At 41.1% G+C, this 16,009-nt stretch carries 11 protein-coding genes; 5 read left to right on the forward strand and 6 right to left on the reverse strand.

Going from position 1 to position 16,009, the window contains the following annotated elements:
- Positions 1-92 precede the first annotated feature (92 nt).
- Positions 93-2,816, forward strand: coding sequence for a hypothetical protein (locus MMU07_RS00440; RefSeq protein ID WP_241123854.1), 2,724 nt, complete (start codon positions 93-95; stop codon positions 2,814-2,816).
- A gap of 21 nt (positions 2,817-2,837) precedes the next feature.
- Here the strand turns inward: MMU07_RS00440 and MMU07_RS00445 are convergent, their stop codons facing one another.
- Genes MMU07_RS00445 through MMU07_RS00465 form a run of 5 tightly spaced genes read right to left on the reverse strand, consistent with a single transcriptional unit; the run spans position 2,838 to position 10,263 of the window.
- Complete coding sequence (locus tag MMU07_RS00445; protein ID WP_241123855.1) at positions 2,838-4,466, reverse strand: hypothetical protein; 1,629 nt, start codon at positions 4,464-4,466, stop codon at positions 2,838-2,840.
- Between the two features lie 10 nt (positions 4,467-4,476).
- Positions 4,477-5,634 (reverse strand): DUF4249 domain-containing protein, encoded by a 1,158-nt coding sequence (locus tag MMU07_RS00450; protein WP_241123856.1) that lies wholly within the window; start codon positions 5,632-5,634, stop codon positions 4,477-4,479.
- 33 nt (positions 5,635-5,667) lie between these two features.
- Entirely contained in the window at positions 5,668-6,813 is a 1,146-nt protein-coding gene (locus MMU07_RS00455; protein ID WP_241123857.1) for a DUF4249 domain-containing protein, read from the reverse strand.
- Positions 6,813-9,566, reverse strand: coding sequence for a carboxypeptidase-like regulatory domain-containing protein (locus MMU07_RS00460; protein ID WP_241123858.1), 2,754 nt, complete (start codon positions 9,564-9,566; stop codon positions 6,813-6,815). The genes MMU07_RS00455 and MMU07_RS00460 overlap by 1 nt, the downstream gene beginning before the upstream one ends.
- A complete protein-coding gene (locus tag MMU07_RS00465) occupies positions 9,559-10,263 on the reverse strand; it encodes a hypothetical protein (RefSeq protein WP_241123859.1) in 705 nt (234 codons plus the stop codon). The genes MMU07_RS00460 and MMU07_RS00465 overlap by 8 nt, the downstream gene beginning before the upstream one ends.
- Positions 10,264-10,444: 181 nt before the next feature.
- Between MMU07_RS00465 and MMU07_RS00470 the strand changes: the two genes are divergently transcribed.
- Positions 10,445-11,368 (forward strand): sugar phosphate isomerase/epimerase family protein, encoded by a 924-nt coding sequence (locus tag MMU07_RS00470; RefSeq protein WP_241123860.1) that lies wholly within the window; start codon positions 10,445-10,447, stop codon positions 11,366-11,368.
- A 40-nt stretch (positions 11,369-11,408) separates the two neighbouring features.
- Positions 11,409-12,671, forward strand: a complete 1,263-nt coding sequence (locus MMU07_RS00475; protein ID WP_241123861.1) for a replication-associated recombination protein A — start codon at positions 11,409-11,411, stop codon at positions 12,669-12,671.
- 91 nt (positions 12,672-12,762) lie between these two features.
- On the opposite strand, the gene MMU07_RS00480 is transcribed toward MMU07_RS00475, so the two are convergent.
- On the reverse strand, positions 12,763-13,494 hold the full coding sequence (locus tag MMU07_RS00480; protein ID WP_241123862.1) for a nitroreductase family protein: 732 nt from the start codon (positions 13,492-13,494) through the stop codon (positions 12,763-12,765).
- Positions 13,495-13,596: 102 nt separating this feature from the next.
- Here MMU07_RS00480 and MMU07_RS00485 point away from each other — a divergent pair, with 102 nt between their 5' ends.
- Together MMU07_RS00485 and MMU07_RS00490 are read left to right on the forward strand one after the other, a co-directional pair.
- Complete coding sequence (locus tag MMU07_RS00485) at positions 13,597-15,084, forward strand: DUF5687 family protein (protein ID WP_241123863.1); 1,488 nt, start codon at positions 13,597-13,599, stop codon at positions 15,082-15,084.
- Positions 15,081-15,776, forward strand: coding sequence for an ABC transporter ATP-binding protein (locus MMU07_RS00490; RefSeq protein WP_241123864.1), 696 nt, complete (start codon positions 15,081-15,083; stop codon positions 15,774-15,776). The genes MMU07_RS00485 and MMU07_RS00490 overlap by 4 nt, the downstream gene beginning before the upstream one ends.
- The last annotated feature ends 233 nt before the right edge of the window (positions 15,777-16,009 follow it).

Here is a 16,009-nt window from a genome sequence, read left to right on the forward strand (position 1 = left end):
TCATTTTTATCAAAAATCCCGGCTAAGTGTCGGGATTTTTTATTTTATTGCTCTCAAGGGGAAAATCTAGCCATCCCCAAAATGATTAAAAATTGAAAAAAAGAATCATAATCCTTTCAGTATTTGTTTGCCTTGGGATCGGCGGATTTTTTGTCTGGAATAATTTCCTTCAGAAAACAAAAAGAAATGCTGTAGATGTTATTTCTGCTGAAGCATTATTTGTTTTTGAAACAGAAGAGCCTGTTTTGGCCTGGAATAGGATGGTAAGTCAGACCTTCTGGAAATCGGTCTCAGAGATACCCTCACTTAAAAATGCGGAATACAACCTTCTGGTTTTAGACAGCCTTGCCGGGAAATCCGGAATCCTGCAAAAAAACCTCAAGGGAAACCAACTTACCGTTTCACTGCATCCTATTGGTAAAGGGGAATTTGATTTTTTATATGTCTTGGCTTACCAAAGCCCCGAAAGTTTTTATTTGTTGGAACAAATAGAAAAAAAAATCAAGGGGGAAGGTAAAATTAACTCGAGAAATTACAGTGGTATCAATATCAAAGAACTGAAATCACAGCGCGGCAGTATTTCCCTGACTTATGCTAAAGTTGACAACCTTCTCATTTTGAGTTTTACATCTTTCTTGGTGGAAGATGCCATCAGACATTCCCAAAATGAAGGTCTGTTGGTTTTTAGTGAGTATTATGAAGAGCTTTTCAAAGCCTCCCCTCAAGCAAAAGGCTTAGGACTGATAAGAATCGGAAGCGACGGTCTTTCGGGAATAATTAATGGAATCTCAGCTGATAATGATAATTCCACTATTCTGAATAATAGATTGAATAAGTTTTCTGCCAACCTACAGATGGACTTTGCAGAAGAAAATATATTTCTCGATGGTGTCCTGTTTTTAAATGGAAAAAAAGATATCAATCTGCAAAATCTCAAATCACCTGCTATAAATTCCTTCAAAAACCTAATTTCTACCCGCACCGCAACATATTTTCAGTACCAAATCGAGGATCCGTTTTTACTTTTTTCAGGATTTGAGTCTGATTTTCCCTTTAATAGTATTGTAATGGGAGATATAGAAACTGGACTTATCCAAAAGAGTTTTGCCAAATATCTTACCGGTCATATTGCATTGCTCAATCTGGAAAAACTACCAAATCAACCTCAGGATAAAATATTGCTGCTCAAAACCGAAAACCCAAATGTACAGATGGAGTTGTTGAAAAAATTTGGTTTTGGTGAGAATCAAGACACGGATATCTCCAGATTCTCAGACATACATCAGGGCAAAGATATTTATATGATTAGGGTAGAGGAATTTCCTGCCCACCTATTTAATGGGAGTTTTATCGGTTTTGGAAGCACCTATTTCACTGCTATAGAGGATGTCATAGTGATCGCAAATAGCAGCAAAGCCATCAAACTTTTCCTTGACGAATGGAAAAGTGGTAAAAATTGGAGTCAGTCTGTCAACTATGAAAATATCATCCCAAAACTTGAAAATGAATCAGGATTCAGTATGGTTTTGGATGTACAAAAAGTTTGGGAAACTTTGGAAGAAGCTGCGTCCTCAGGTTGGAAATCTTTTTTTCAAAGATTTGGACAGGAATTGAAAACCTTTGACATGATATTTTTAAAAACCATTCATAAGGGAAATGAAATGCGGATTCAAATTGAAATCAGTCATAAACAAAAAAACTTGGTTCCTTCTAGTGAGCATATTTCCCTGATTGAAAATACAACAGTTCCTTTTCCAAACCACCTGATATTTGGGCCGGTTGGAATCAGAAACTTTAATGACAATAGCATTGAATTTGTTGTTCAGGATGAGGTGAACAGGCTTTATTTGTTGACCAATGAAGGAGAAGAAGTTTTTTCATATGATTTGGATGGGCCGATAATCTCGGAAGTTTTTCAATTGGATTTTTATAAAAATGGTAAACTCCAGCTTCTTTTTGCTACCAAAGAAAAGATCTATGGAATCGATAGGATGGGCCAGCTACTCCCTGACTTTCCGCTTACATTATCGAGAGAGAATATTGCCGGACTGAATCTTTTGGACTATGAGGGAGACCGGAATTACAGGATTTTTGCTTCAACGGAAAAAGGGGATCTTTTCTTGTACGATAAATATGGGACCGCATTAGAAGGCTGGAACCCAAAGCCCATAGGAACCCCTTTGGCAGTTAAGCCGGCCCACCATAGAGTGGCGGGATTAGGTGACAGGATGATCGCCTTGGGAAATAAAGGAAACATCCACTTTTTTAATCGTAGGGGAGAAGCCGTACCGGGAAGTCCTGTTCAGATCAAGGGAGAATTGAGGTCTGACTATGTCCTTCTGGAAAGAGGAACTGCCAAAGAGACCCAGCTAGTGACTGTGACCAAAGATGGGGAGGTGGTTATGGTCAATCTCCTCGGTGAGATTACTTTCCGAAATCAGCTGTTTAGGCCTGACCGCGAAAGTAGGTTTTACTTAATTAAAGACCAGCTAGAAAGTAGGTATCTGTTCGTGGTACATGAGTACAACAAGATAACTGTTTTGGATTCTGAATATAATGAGGTGTTTTCAAAACCCATCATGTCTGAAGAATTGCGGTTTCAATATTTTTCCTTTGGGTCGGAAAGGGATATCCTGGTGGTGGTAGATCCCACCCAGGAGTTTATATTCCTCTATGGTTTGGACGGTGAACTTTTGAATCCGATACCGATCAATGGGAATGAAAAAGTAGAAATTGAATATTCAGAAAGTCAAAATGAGTACACCATATATGCCATTGGATCCAATGGCTTTTCGGTATATAAGTTACCGATGTAGCTTTTTTATACAGCTAAAAACTCAATCTTGAACCTGAATCGCCTGTGATGCAAAATTCATCTTGCCTGAAGCCTCTTTATATCCTATGGTGATTTCAAAATTCCCCGGAATTTCGGAGCTAAAGATGGTGAAAGGAGTAGAAATATCCGGTGCGGCATTCCAATACAAAGTACTTCTGAAATCAGGGAAATGAGGTTGTGCGGGATCCGGATTCAAATGGAAAGATGTCGGGCGTTTGGTTTTTTGGATTTCAGGATAGTTGAGATAAAGTGCATTGGAGGGAAGCTGAAAACTCCCAAAATCATTTGCGAAAGAAGTAAAGCTCATCACTCCTGAGTATTTGTCCTGATTGAATGAAAATTCCCGGGTCATTACCTCCAGTTTTTGGATTTTGGCAGGATCGAAAGCGGCCAAGGCATCCGTGTCAAAAACAGGCATGGCATCGATCATAATGAGTGGATTTTCCTGAAATACTGAGCCTAGGGGACTGTTCAACACTTTAAACAGTGTTTTTTTGTCTTGCTTTCTCACCAATACTTCAGGCACATATTCTCTGAGGGTAACTTCAAGGTTTTCAAATCTCGTGTAATCGTCTAACAAATAGGTTTTATCAGCATCAAATCCGATCACAATCGGAGCAAACTCCACAGAGTCATTGGCATAATAATAAGAGCTAACCTGACCTGAAGTGATCAAATCAGAAAGAAAACCGCGGTCTTTTTCTTCTAGTTTTAATATTGGGAAGGTGAAGTCTTTTTGAAAATCAAGACTCAGAAACGGCAACTCGGGAGAGAAATTGAGCTGTTTTTCGATATCTGAAGATTGGGCAACCAGATATTCATATGCTTTTAGGGCTCCGATTTCAAAATAAAGGTCCCCGGTTTCCTTGGGTTTGGCTGAGCTTAAAAATGACTGGACACCATGCGCCGATAGGAAGAAAGTTTCTGTCGTATCGATCTTCGGATTCAAATTTTTTCCATGGACAATATGGCCATAAGGCTCAGGAATGAGTTCGAGGTTTTCTTTTATTTCTTGGTAAATCTTCCCCTGGTAATAGCCTGAATGGGTTTCGGGCAAGAATGGATTTGTAATAGATATAGAAATCGAAGACACTTCCCCCAAATTTGAATTTGAAAGATCAAGTTCCGTTTTTGATTTTTTAGGCAGTGAGATCTTCTCTCCTTGATCCAAAGTTGAAGGTTTCATGGTTGGATATATTTTCCCTGTTTGTACCGGTGCCTTGGACTTGTTGGGTTTCTTTGGATTGATGACCGTGATAAACTGGTTGAAAATACCCTTCTCGCTCATCTTGGGACTGATTCGGGTGTAGAATCTAAGCAGGTAATGGTCTGATTCCAGGTCTTTGGGGATTTGGATATATCCCTCGGATTTTCCAAGATAGAGAGGGTAGATTATTTGATGGACAGGTTGACCATTTCTGTCAACGAGCTCAGCATATCCTATTTTTGAATAGAAATTTTGATCAGCATCCAAAGCCTTCATCGAGAACCAAATAGTCTCCCCCGTAACGGCTATATTTTTGGATATGTGGGCAAATACCGATTCTTCCACTTTGCTTTGGCTCCATACTATCCTAGGTAAGGCAGTCAAAACAAATAACAGAATGGTCAATAATTTTTTTGTTGTCATTTTCTGATTGTTAATCTTCCCAAAAATCAGGCTTTATATTGGTTCCTCTCAAAGTACAATCGGTACATTGTCTTGTCGCTGCCCTAAATCCGATAGTAGTGGTTACCACGACAACCGGGATGACAGGCAATCTTGAACCGGAAGAGAATTCCCTTTCATAATTAGCAATCAGGACCGTGTCCTGATCGAGTCTACAAAATTCATATTCCTCAATAAAATATGGCCAAGGTGCTACGTCCTGCGCGTTGATATAGATTCTTTTGGAGGCTGATTTTCCCATACTCACCATTCCGATTACATTGTCTCCATTGGGTTCAACGGATTTGATGTTACCCCTGATGAGGGAAGGTAAAGGGCTGAATATTCCTCCTATGTCGTCTGAGTTTTTTCTCAATATTTCCCAAAAATCGTATGTTTCCTGGTTGACAGCTCTTTGGCGGACCCTGATGCTGTAGCGTTCGGTTAGTTTTTCAGACCTGTTTGGTATCCTTACCAACTCCCGCTGTAGGATAGTGTTGTCCGCAAATCTTGCGGCATTTTGTAAAATTATTTTTGGAAATAAATTTGATTTCCAGCACAGATCGATTTTTTGATCTGTCTTTCTGAATTCCACATCTTTTGTTGCCGGATTGAAAAAAAACTGACTCCTTACTCCAGGTCTGAATATCCAGTCTTCTTCATAATCCCAAAGGAAATATTGGGCTTCCTCATTGCCTTTTGTACTTACAAATATTTCGACCCCTGCATTGTCTTTTATAAATCCAAGTTCCTCAATATCAGGTGTGATTATCGGACTCATGGCATCTGAAAGATATTGTCTGCCATTTGGAAGGGTGATTTCCAATTGGAATGTCATTCCTTGATCCAAAAATTCTGAAAATGTATAGACGCCGTTTTGGGATTCCTGGAATGCCCATTCTTCGCCAGATTCTGACTTAAGAATTACCCTAGCTCCTGCTTCCGGACGGAAGCTTTCACTGTTTCGGATTGGATTAGTCCTGCTTAGGGTGATTTCTGAAATTTCCCCGCCTGTTTCTATAAATCCCTCTACGACTAGGGCAGCAAGGTCTTGGTCGGTCACCTCCGGCTCAAAGGGATCCCTGCATCCTGATAAAAAGAGGAGTGCCAAAGCTAGGCTTTTAAGGATATAGTCTAATTTTCTTTTCACTTAAAACTTCTCTACTTATTTGATTAAGAACTTTCAATCTTCCCAAAAACCAGGAGCTCTATTGGTTCCTCGTAATGTGCAATCCGTACATTTTTTTGTGGCTGCCCTATAACCAAGAAAAAACATCCCGTCAAAAACCTCCCTTGCGGGAACCCTGTCAATATTGTTAAATGCGGTCACGGCTTCATTGGGTGGAATGGTGTCGGCTAATACAAAGCAGAATTCATATTCTGGTATGAAAATTCGCCAAGGCTGTACATCTTCATAATCAATATAAATCCGCTGACTGGCAGATTGGCCAATACTCACATATCCGATGGCATTGTCAGTCTCTGGAGAAATAGCCTTGATATTGCCTCCGATGAGGGAAGGAAGTGGGCTGAAAATGCCCCCGATATCATCTGAATTTTTTCTTAATATTTCCCAAAAATCATAAGTAGCCTGGTCAATAGCCCTTTGCCTGACCTTGATGCTATACCGCTGTGTCAATTTTTCAGACTCGTTCGGTATTCTGACAAGTTCACGTTGGATGATGGTATTGTCTGCAAAACGGGCAGAATTTTGAAGGATTATTTTGGGAAAAATGTTACTGCTCCAGCAGAGGTCAATCCTTTCATCAGGTTCCCTTTTGGAAACAGCTCCATTTTCAAACTTCAAGAAGGAAATCACCCCGGGACGGAATATCCAATGTTCTTCATAATCCCAAAGGAAGTATTGAGCTTCATCCGTGCCTTTGGTACTGATGAATATTTCGACACCCGCTTCATCCCTCAAGAAATTCAGCTCATTTATCTCAGGGGTGACGATAGGCTTCATCGGTTCGGAAAGGTATTGTTTGCCATTAGTAAGATTGATTCCTAATTGGTAGGTATCTTGGATATCAAAAAATCCTGTATAGGAATACGTACCGGAATCAGTTTCGCTGAATGACCACTCTTCCCCTGTACTGGAAATAAGAAATACTGAAGCATCAATCACGGGTAACGTAGCAGAACCACTTCGGATTGGATTGGTTTTGCTTATGTAGATGGTGGATTCTTCCCCATTTGTTTCTATATATCCCTCTACTACAAGGAGGGATATATCGGCATTGGTCACCTCGGGTTCAAAGGGGTCACGGCAGCTTCCCCACAGAAATAGCAACAAAACCGCTACAACATAGGATATCCTCTTTCCCATCAGATTCGGAAATTATAAGTGATGAATGGGATCGGCTCCGCAAATATGGACAATTGGTATCCCTGCAAAATCCCGTTGACAGGGGTGAAATATACCGAGTATGGATTTCTCCTTCCCAAAAGATTATAGACGCCTATCGACCAAGAGGAATGGGCAAGTTTCCGGACTTTATGGTTTCCTTCGATATTGATGGAGAAATCAATTCTGAAGTAGTCCGGAATCCTGTAGGCATTTCTGTCTGAGAAATATACCCGCTCAGAACCTCCATAATTGAATTTGGCAACCGGCAATGTGATAGGTCTTCCAGTGCTGTAATTGGCATTGATGGAAGTGCTGAAGCGCTTGCTCAAGGCATAATTCCCCACCAATACAGCATTGTGCGGTTGGTCAAAATTATTGGGATACCATTCTCCTCCGTTGATTTTTTCTGCCATTTCATCTTGGGCGGTTCTGAGAAGTGACCTAGAATAAGTATAGCTGATCCAACCATTTAGCTTTCCGGTGTTTTTTCTTAACAAAAATTCTGCACCATATGCCCTTCCGTCTGTACGGAGGACACTTTGCTCAATGGCATTGTTCAGAATTAATGTGGCTCCGGAGCGGAAGTCAATGAGGTTTCTCATATTCCGGTGATAAGCTTCTACGGAGAACTCATATTTATCCACTTTGATATTTCTATAATATCCGATAGAAACCTGATCTCCCCATTGTGGGCGGATATTTGGATCACTCAGCTTCCAAATATCAGTCGGTGCGATGGCTGCGTTGTTTGTCAGCAAGTGGATAAACTGCCTGTTGGTATTGTATCCTGCTTTGATTGATGAAATATTGTTGAGACTATAACGGGCAGAAATTCGGAATTCGGGACCGCTGTAAGTTTTGATACTTTGGCCATTGTTGAAAGTTGTCTCGCCTACTAAGTTGGGCGGAGAAATTGGCAATCCCGGTTTATATTCTCGGACAGTATTGGGGCCTAGGTAATTGAAAATAGCATAACGCATTCCGAAATTGAGGGAAAATTCATCGGTAACCTCAAAATTGTCCCCTATGTATATGGAAGTTTCAATGGCTTGTTCTGGATTGACCTCTTCGGGAATGACTATTGATTCAGGCCCTGCAGGCTGGATAAATCCGGGATTCAGACCATACCTGATGGTATTGAGACCAAAAGTGAAAGTGTGTCTGAGGTCATATTCATAGGAGAAATTGGCTTTGAAAAAATCCTGTTTGATACCAAAGCCAAAATTATATCCGTTGGCCGGATTGTCCCTTCCCTCGATCTCAAATTGATAATGGTCCCGCCCTGCCACAAATTCGCCTTCTAATCTGTCGCTGAAATAATGGGTCCAACCTAAGTTGATGCTTCTGTTTTGGTACATGAAAGTGGTATCCCTGTCAAACCCGAAACTGTCATTGCTGCCATAAGTATTCAGCCTGATGATGTTTTTGTCATTAAGCTTATGGGATACATTGAGGTTTAAGTCATAAAAATTAGCCCTGCCATCTTTGAAATCGGTGTTTTCTTCCAAAATATCCAAAAGCCAATCAGAGTACGTAGACCTCGCCCCAAGTGCAAAAGTCGTTTTTTCCCCAACCGGGCCTTCTACCGAAATCCTGCCCGTCAGCAATCCGATTCCTCCGCGGACGGTGATCTTTTCATCATTGCCGTATTTGGCGTGCACATCCAATACTGAAGAGAGCCTTCCTCCATATTGGACCGGAATACCTGCTTTGTACAAATCCACAGATTCCACCAAGTCAGGATTGAATGCTGAAAAGAGACCAAATAAGTGTGAAGGATTGTAAATTGTGGCGTGGTTGAACAGAATCAGGTTTTGGTCGGCAGCACCTCCGCGGACATTGAACCCCACGCTGGCTTCGCCGACAGTCTGTACACCCGGAAGCGTCAGGATGCTTCTGATGATGTCCACTTCACCCAATATGGCAGGAATCTGTTTCATGGTTTCCATATTCAGTTTTTGAACACCCATTTCCGGACGGGAGATATTGGTCATTTTTTCTGAAGAAATGGTGACTTCAGAAAGGGAAATAATATTTTCCTCGATGGCCACATCCAACACGCCGTCGCCTTGGAGGCTGATTTGACGTTGCTCCACAAACCCACCAAGATTTTGGATGAAAATGGTATGCCTTCCGATTGGGAGTTTGATTTCAAATTGCCCATCCTGATTGGCAATGGCCCTTGTGTAGTTGACTTTTTCGAAAATCACCGCACCAAAGACAGGGTTTCCTGTCTCCAAGCCCGTCACTTTTCCCCGCAAAACTGCCTCAGTCTTTCCTGAATTTTCGGCCTTACCAATGACGTATAACTTGTTTCTTGAAAATGCCCTATCAATATCAGATTGACGGAGAATGCTGTCTTTTTCAAGTTCTGATACTTGGGTAAAAAAATCCAACGGCAATGATGTATCCAAAGCTTTTCCTTTGCTAATGAATATCCGGTTTTTTTCATCGATCGAATATTTTAGATCTTTTCCGTCAAATACTCCATCAAGAACCTGTCTGATTGTGTTGTCTTTGGCGCTGATGTTTACAATAAGATCAGCCACATCCACTGGTGAAAAATAAAACTTATACGAAGTCTGAGATTCTACCTGCTGCGCAAAACGGAGGAAACTCAAACCGGGGAATAGCCCTGAAATCCTTTCTTCAGCCCTTATGGTCTCCTGAGCCCAAGACTTTGGAATAAAGCAAATCCCGAAAAAAACCAATAGTATGATGAGCCTATTCATGTGCAGACTGGTTATAAAATTCTACCAAATAGGATAAATAAGCCCTTCTGTCGTTGCGGTAATTGAGGCCATTTTCTTTGGTACTCCGATTGATTTGTTTTTTTTCAAGCGAAAGAAAATCAATGGCTTGCCCTTTGTTTTTGACCAGCATGATTTGATTCCCTTTTTGGATCAAATAATCAGACTTTTCTAAAAAAATACTGCTATACTGAGTCATTTCCCTTTTTGCTTTGGTCGTTTTAAAATGCTTGCACAATAGATTGGCTTCCTCACCTTCCTCCACCAATTCATAGAAACCTTTGCCGTGGTGGCTGTATTCAGGATTTTCCTTTATCCTAATAAATCTGATGCTTTCAAGAAGTAAAAAACCATCGATCTTTTCGGTTTTGATCAAAGTTTTCTGTTTGTGTACCGGGTGAAATGTGACCACTTCATCGGAGAAAATATTATAGAGTAATGGGACATTTTCATAAGTCAGCCCATTGATGGTAAGGCTGCCGTATTCAAAATTTCTGGATCGGAAGTAGGCAAAACCCTCGATATTTTGTGGAGGATCTACATAGTACCCTCCACTGACTATTTCTTGATGGAGAGGGATATTTGAAGTATAGGCATCTTCTAATTCCTTGGACGACTGCGCTTGGGGTTTTGATACAGTACAAACAATTATAGCGAGGAAAAAAAAATAGAATTTCATAGGTTTTGATGGGAAGTACTGGAATTGGCAATCAATATATGTAAAAAAACAGGGAGAAATCAGAAGTAATTAGGATTTATACAGGTGGTTAAATTTTGTAGCTGTGTTGCAGTATTTTTAACACTTATTGTGTATTTTGAAATTTTGTTTGAAAAACAAACCTATCCAACTTATAACCTCTATGACTACAAGAAGAAGCGCCATTAAAACTCTGGGATTGACAACAGGATTGTTTGCCTCTGCGGGTGTTTTAGAAGCCGTGTCAAAAAATAAAAAAGAGAGCCAATTCAGCTATTGTTTGAATACAAGTACGATCATGGGTCAAAAGCCCGGATTGATTGGATACCTGGACATTGCTTCCAAGGCAGGATATGATGGAGTGGAATTATGGATCAGGGATATTCAGGAATACCTTGCCGATGGAAATTCTGTGACGGGATTGAGAAAATATATTTCGGATTCTGGTTTGAAATTCGAGAATACCATCGGCTTTGCACCTTGGATGGTTGATGATGAGGAAAAAAGAAAAGCCGGAATGGTGCAAATGGAGCAGGAAATGGAGCTATTGGCTTCTTTAGGGTGTGTCCGAGTAGCTGCGCCGGCTGCGGGGGTAACTGCACCTTTGGACCTTTTCAAAGCAGGAGAGCGCTACAAGGCACTATTAGATTTGGGAAGAAAGACGGGCGTCATGCCCCAATTGGAGTTTTGGGGAGCATTCCCGTTTTTTCACCATTTGGGACAGGTTTTGATGGTGGCAGCGGTAGCCAATGACCCCGACACGAGGATTTTACCTGATGTGTACCATCTTTTCAGGGGAGGATCGGGATATGATGGATTGAAAATGCTCAACGGAGCGGCTATCGAAATCTTCCATATGAATGATTTTGTAGCGTCCATTCCAAGAGAAGACCAAGCAGACAAAGACCGTGTTTATCCCGGAGACGGGGCTGCCCCAATGAAAGAGATACTGACAGATCTGAAAAATATGGGTGGAAATAAGATACTTTCTCTCGAGCTATTCAATCAGGATTATTGGAAACAAGACGCTCTGACTGTAGCCAAGACAGGGCTAGAGAAAATGAGAAAGCTTGTGAATGAGATTTAAGGTCTCCTATCTACTATACCAATACGCTTTCTTTTTCTGAATGAATCAAATACCACTCGCCGAACGCATGCGCCCGCACAGGTTGGAAGACCTGATCGGTCAGGAGCATCTTTCATCTCCGAGTTCTTTTTTATATAAATCTATAAAGAGTGGCAATGTGCCTTCCCTGATTTTGTGGGGACCTCCCGGAGTCGGCAAAACTACCATTGCCAATATCATTGCCAATGAAATCAAAGCTCCTTTTTATACGCTGAGTGCGGTGAGTTCGGGCGTAAAGGACATCCGTGAGGTTATCGAAAAAGCAAAATTCCAACTTGGGGTGGTTCTTTTTATTGATGAAATCCACAGGTTCAACAAGTCCCAACAGGATGCGCTTTTGGGGGCGGTAGAAAAAGGGACCATCAGGCTGATCGGTGCCACTACCGAAAACCCTTCCTTTGAAGTCAATGCGGCACTTTTGTCCCGCTGTCAGGTTTTTACCCTCAATCCTCTCGGCAGATCCGAATTGGAAGCCATGATCAAACAGGCTTTGGAAAAGGATGTAGACCTCAAAAAGAAAACAGTCGAACTGAAGGAAACCGAAGCACTTCTCAGGATTTCAGGTGGAGACGGACGCAAGCTTTTAAACTTACTCGAAATAGTCATAGACGGGATCAATCAAGATCCATGTGTTATCACCAATAATATTGTGACTGAAATTGCCCAGCAAAAAGTGGCGCTCTATGACAAATCCGGCGAGCAACATTATGATATCATATCGGCTTTTATCAAGTCTATCCGTGGTTCTGATCCAAATGCAGCCGTGTATTGGTTGGCGCGGATGATCGAAGGCGGGGAAGATGTAAAGTTTATCGCAAGGAGGTTGGTGATACTAGCTTCGGAAGATATCGGCAATGCCAATCCAAATGCACTTCTTTTGGCAACCAATTGCTTTGAGGCAGTCAAAATCATCGGCTATCCGGAGGCAAGGATTATCCTTTCCCAATGTGTCACTTATTTGGCAAGTTCGCCCAAAAGCAATGCTGCTTACCTTGCCATCAATCAGGCCCAGGCTTTGGTCAGGGAAAAAGGGGACCTGTCTGTTCCGCTTCAGCTCCGCAATGCGCCCACCAAACTGATGAAGGATCTCAATTATGGCAAAGAATACAAGTACTCCCACGACTATGAAGGGAATTTTGTGGCGCAGGAATTTTTGCCCGATAAAATCAAAAACCTAAAACTTTACGATCCTGGCAATAATGCCCGGGAAAACGAATTGAGAAAATACCTGAAGGAAAAGTGGAAAGGGAAGTATGGGTATTGACAAAAACCTAGCTTGGACCTTTTCCAAATCAAATTCTACAAGGTATTAGGTTGAGACCTCAGATCATTTTTTCTTTTGTCTGAATGGCAAATCATACTTTAAAAACAATCTCTTCGTTGGGCAACCTGAACCTTTTGCCATAGACACCCTCAGGCAAACCCTTCCCACAGCCAATGATCATATTGATTTCAGCTGCTTTTGGAAGGTTTAAGAGTTTTTTGACCCTTACAGAATCGAATCCTTCCATCGGACAAGTGTCGTATCCTTCCGCTTTCATGGCATACATAAAGGTCATGGCTGCAAGTGCAGCGCTTTTGTGGACGGATACCCGTACATCTGATTCGGTTACTTCCCTGACCATGGGTCTTTTCAATGACATCACCCATGCGATGACCTGCTTGGTAATAGACCACAAAGGATATTTTGAATACAGTTTTGGGACCAGGTTGCCATAATAGGCTTCAGCTTGCTTTTGTTTTTTGCCGGGAGAGTTCTTATATGTTTCCCTGATGTAAGAAAGGTTTGCGGCAGCCCTGCTTTTCCACTTGTCCCGCCGGGCGACGACCACCACAAGTTCCCGTGCAGTAGTAGCTGCTTTTTGGTTCATGCAGAGTTGGGTGATAGGGATTTTGAGTGCAGAAGTTTCGGGGATCCGGTAAAATTCCCAAAGCTGCATGTTAGAACTGTTTGGTGCAAGGGTGGCTGCCTCTAGGCATTTTTGGACGGATTGATGGTCAAAAGGAGTCTCTTGGTCAAAAATTCTAACAGACCTTCTTTCCTTTACTATATCGAAAAATCCTATTTCCTGTATATTTTCCTTCATTTGGTCAATTAAATTTTGGTTCGTTTATAGGCTTATTTACTTTTACCTATATTCAAAGCCAAAAATACATTTATTTATCTTTTAACCCTTATTCAATCCATTATGGTTTTAGAACTGATCCGGTTGGAATTATTGAAAACCATCCGGTCCACGTCATTTGCCAAAAGCGCCTTGGTTGCAATTTTCTTGGCTTTTTTGGCTTTGTTACTGCTTTCGTATGTGGTACTCCTAGGTTTGGTCCTGAAGCAACTCATCGAAAAAGGATTTGACAGTACAGACGCCTATGCTACTTTGAGCGGGGTGTTGGTTTACTTTTTCCTTTTCGAATTTATGTACAGGTATTTTGTACAAAAATTACCTGTCATCGAATTGGAGCGGTTTCTTCATCTCCCTATCAAGAAGAGTAACATTATTCATTTCCTCTTGGGAAGATCATTCGTGTCACCTTTGACCTTGATTGCACCTTTGTTATTTTCTCCTTTTGCAATTCAGGAAGTTGCTCCGAGGTTTGGGGCCGGTGCAGCTTGGTCTTGGCTGTTTTGTATCCTGTTTACATGTTGGTCGCTGCATTGGCTGATGTTGTGGTTCAAGCAAAAATTTGAAGATAGCCTCATCGGGATCGGAGCGGTTTTCGCATTGCTATTGATCGGTGCGGGATCTACCTATTACGGATGGTATAATCTAGGAAGTCTGATCAAGCCGACATTTGATTGGTCATTGACTACTCCGATTCCGGTGGCGGTGCTTGGGGTAGTATTTTTGGTTACTTACAGGTTGGCATATACCTATTATTATAAGAATGCCTATTTGGAAGACCTCACCCAAGAGGAAAATGTCCGCTTTGTCAATCAGGATTTAGGAATATTTTCGAGATTTGGTCTCGCGGGTGAATTGGCAAACCTCGAGTGGAAGCTGATCATCAGACATAAAAAAAGCAGGACATACCTTATGTTGGCGGGATTTTTCCTGCTTTACGGGCTGATTTTCTATACCAATCCCGCATACAAATCCGAAACGGGTTTTAGCCACATGTTTGTATTTGTAGGTTCATTCATCACAGGGATCTTTATGCTTCAGTTTGGGCAGTTATTTCTGAGTTGGAATTCTGCGAATTTTGATTTTTTCCTCCAAAAGAGAACAGGAATTGAGGCACTTGTCAAAGGGAAATACTTGCTTTTTGTGGTGACCTCCTGCATATGCTTGTTGGCCTCAGTTCCTTATGCCTATTTTGGTTGGGACATTTTGTTGATTCATGTGGCCACGTTCCTTTTCAATATGGGAGTCATCATGCATTTGGTGATTTACCTTTCCCTTTGGAAGCCAAAACCTATGGACCTCAATAAGGGGGCGATGTTCAATTATGAAGGTGTTGGCATTGCCCAATTCCTGATGATCATCCCCATGATCGGTGCGCCATACCTTATTTATTTACCGTTTGCGCTATTGGTCAGTCAATATGCAGGATTATTGGCCCTTGGTGTAGTAGGAATTGCCGGGATTTTGGCGTTTCCCTATTTATCCAAAATTTCAATTGATAAAGTTTTACAAAATAGATACGAAATTTCATCTTCATTTAGACAAGAGTTATGATCAAGGTAGAAGGACTTAAAAAACAATATAAAGAAGCGGTAGTGCTTGATGTGGAATCTTTAGAGATTCCCAAATCAGAATGTTTTGGTTTGGTAGGTAATAATGGGGCCGGCAAAACAACCCTTTTCCGCATCATGCTTGACCTTGTGCGCGCATCAGCAGGAAAAGTAACGATTGAAGGCAATGATGTGAGCAAAACCGAAGAATGGAAAAGCAGAGTCGGGGCCTATCTCGATGAGCATATGTTACTTTCTTACCTGACTCCGGATGAATATTTTGAAACTTTGAGAAAAATCTATCGCCTATCTGAGGAAGATCTAAAACTTCACCTTGAAAATTTCAAGGAACTTTTCAATGAGGAAATTTTGGGGAAGAAGAAGTACATCAGAGACCTATCTAAAGGAAACCTTAAGAAAGTCGGAATTGCAGCTGCCATGATGGGGCATCCGGATGTGGTACTTCTTGATGAGCCTTTTGAGAATCTGGATCCAAGTTCACAAAACAGGTTCAAAAAGCTGATCTTACAGTCAAAAGAGAATTCAAAGATTACTTTTTTGATTTCAAGCCATGACTTGAACCATGTCACCGAGATTTGTGACAGGATAGTTTTGCTCGAAAAAGGCAAAGTTATCAAAGACCTCAATGAGAAATCGCTCATGTCAGAGGAATTGAATACATATTTCGGAGTCTAAATCCTATTTAGAAATAGTTTGGGCGGGTTTGGTTAGGGGAAATTCTCCTTATCCAAACCCGCTTTTTTTTGCCCATTAACCTGTGAATTTGCCTTTTTGAATAAATTTTAAATGTGATGTAATTTTTTTTAATCAAAAATTTGTTTTTTAAATATATAAAAATGTAATTTGTATTAAAATTAACGCTTACCAAGAATCAATCGCAAGTTGAAGGTACAGTTGGAAAACTGTCA

It is taken from the genome of Cognataquiflexum nitidum (assembly GCF_022538055.1).
In the GTDB taxonomy this organism is placed as follows: Bacteria; Bacteroidota; Bacteroidia; order Cytophagales; family Cyclobacteriaceae; genus Cognataquiflexum; species Cognataquiflexum nitidum.

What these genes read in the sequence shown, in the direction of transcription:
- MMU07_RS00445 (WP_241123855.1), bottom strand. Translation starts at nt 4,466, where the DNA reads ATGACAACAAAAAAATTATTGACCATTCTGTTATTTGTTTTGACTGCC.
- MMU07_RS00455 (WP_241123857.1), bottom strand. Translation starts at nt 6,813, where the DNA reads ATGGGAAAGAGGATATCCTATGTTGTAGCGGTTTTGTTGCTATTTCTG.
- MMU07_RS00460 (WP_241123858.1), bottom strand. Translation starts at nt 9,566, where the DNA reads ATGAATAGGCTCATCATACTATTGGTTTTTTTCGGGATTTGCTTTATT.
- MMU07_RS00465 (WP_241123859.1), bottom strand. Translation starts at nt 10,263, where the DNA reads ATGAAATTCTATTTTTTTTTCCTCGCTATAATTGTTTGTACTGTATCA.
- MMU07_RS00470 (WP_241123860.1), top strand. Translation starts at nt 10,445, where the DNA reads ATGACTACAAGAAGAAGCGCCATTAAAACTCTGGGATTGACAACAGGA.
- MMU07_RS00475 (WP_241123861.1), top strand. Translation starts at nt 11,409, where the DNA reads ATGAATCAAATACCACTCGCCGAACGCATGCGCCCGCACAGGTTGGAA.
- MMU07_RS00480 (WP_241123862.1), bottom strand. Translation starts at nt 13,494, where the DNA reads ATGAAGGAAAATATACAGGAAATAGGATTTTTCGATATAGTAAAGGAA.
- MMU07_RS00485 (WP_241123863.1), top strand. Translation starts at nt 13,597, where the DNA reads ATGGTTTTAGAACTGATCCGGTTGGAATTATTGAAAACCATCCGGTCC.
- MMU07_RS00490 (WP_241123864.1), top strand. Translation starts at nt 15,081, where the DNA reads ATGATCAAGGTAGAAGGACTTAAAAAACAATATAAAGAAGCGGTAGTG.